The organism is Oleiphilus sp. HI0067 (assembly GCF_001635735.1).
On the sequence record NZ_LWFI01000946.1, the window covers coordinates 1 to 1,860 of the forward strand.

A 1,860-nucleotide genomic window follows, 5' to 3' on the forward strand; every position below is an offset into this window, starting at 1 on the left:
GTTATCAGAAACGTTAATAAAGAATTGAGCAGAAGCTGAATGCGGATCCATCGTGCGCGCCATGGCGATTGTGCCGATGTCATTGCTAAGACCATTGTTTGCTTCATTTTCAATGGTTTCGCGCGTTGGCTTTTGGTTCATATCGACATCAAAACCGCCGCCTTGGATCATGAAATTGTCGATAACGCGGTGAAAAATTACGCCGTCATAAAAACCGTCTTTCACGTATGCTTCGAAGTTTTTAGCGGTTACTGGAGCTTTTTCATAATCAAGTTCCAAGGTGATGTCGCCGTAATTAGTTTTCAATAAAATCATAGTTATTCCGTTGGATCTACAGATACATGATGCCAGTGCCAGTTAGTCGCACTCAGCCATTCGGCGCCGATTGTACAGTTTTGGGCTGTCAGACTAAACACTTGGGGGGATTAGTTTTGCTGAGGACGATTAATTTTTGTTGTGATTTGCGGCTAAGGGTTTGTTTTAAAAGCAGTTAGCTTCTATCGTAAAGACTTATCTGAACTCGTTAAAGATTGAAAAGTTTAATAATAAATAGGCAAATTATGTTGTTAGATGCTCCATTGACGGCGCTCAATGTCCCGCGCGTTAAAGCTCGATTAAGTAAAACAAGTGTTATCCCTGATTCTCTGGCTCAGGTCACATCGATCGATAAAACGCAAGAAAGAAACCCCGAATCAGTTGGAATGACGGCTAAAAATGTAGAGTCAATTTGGCGATCTGTTGAGGGTGTCTATCAGACGGGTACGCATCCCGCTATTTCTTTTTGCTTGCGACGTAAGGGTGAAGTGGTCTTGCAGCGGTCCATTGGACATGCTTCAGGTAATGGACCAGCAGACCACAAGTTGGCACCTAAGGTCTTGATGCGACCTGAAACTCCCATGTGTTTTTTCTCAGCTTCTAAAGCGGTCACAGCACTATTGATGCATATGTTAAACGAGAAGAAACTGATCAATCTGCATGATCCGATTAGTTTTTATCTTCCTGAGTTTGCCCGCAATGGCAAGAAAAACATCACGATTCATCAGGTGCTATCGCATCGCAGTGGTATTCCCGGTTTGCCTGAGGGGCTGCCGGTAGAAACTTTATGGGATAACGATACGATTTGGCGTTTATTATGCGATGCGGAGCCTGACTCGCCACGCGGTGACAAGTTGGCGTATCATGCGCTGACGGGCGGTTATATTCTCGAGCGTGTGGTCAGCAAGGTCACTGATAAGACGATTCAGCAAGTCTTAGATGAGCGTATTCGTAAGCCGATGGGCATGAAATACTTTAAGTATGGTATTGATGATGAATATGCAGACCGCGTCGCGATGAACTATGCGATAGGCTTGAAACCGCGTTTCCCAATTTCATATTTGATTAAACGCGCATTAGGTGGGCCTTTAGATTTGGTCGAAGATGTGACAAACGATCCTCGATTTCTGTCCGCGGTGATTCCAGCAGGCAATATTATGGGAACAGCAGAAGAAATGAATCGCTTTTTCCAGATGATGCTTAACGGCGGTGAATGGAAGGGAAAGCAAGTAGCGAAGGAGATTACGATTCGTCGAGCGATTCAAGAGGTTGCGAGTGTTCAGTTTGATCGTACCTTGATGATGCCAATGCGTTATAGCGCGGGTTTAATGCTTGGTGGCAAGCCAGTCGGTATTTGGGGTGCGAATAGTTCGGCTTGTTATGGGCATATTGGTTTAATCAATAAAATGGCTTGGGCCGACCCTCGAAGGGAGAATAGCGTTTCTCTTATGACTAGCGGCATTCCTATTGTTGCAAACAATATTCCTTCTCTTGTGCGTTTTGTTAACGCAATTTCTAAGAACTGTTCTATTACCAAGATATAAA

Annotated in this window: 2 protein-coding genes; one reads left to right on the forward strand and one right to left on the reverse strand. The window is 44.2% G+C overall.

Going from position 1 to position 1,860, the window contains the following annotated elements:
* Nucleotides 1-315, reverse strand: a 315-nt coding sequence (locus A3739_RS11910) for a peptidylprolyl isomerase (RefSeq protein WP_197472288.1), incomplete at its 3' end; no start/stop codon positions are given.
* Nucleotides 316-560: 245 nt separating this feature from the next.
* Here A3739_RS11910 and A3739_RS11915 point away from each other — a divergent pair.
* Nucleotides 561-1,859, forward strand: coding sequence for a serine hydrolase (locus tag A3739_RS11915; RefSeq protein ID WP_068501518.1), 1,299 nt, complete (start codon nt 561-563; stop codon nt 1,857-1,859).
* Nucleotide 1,860: the final 1 nt, after the last annotated feature.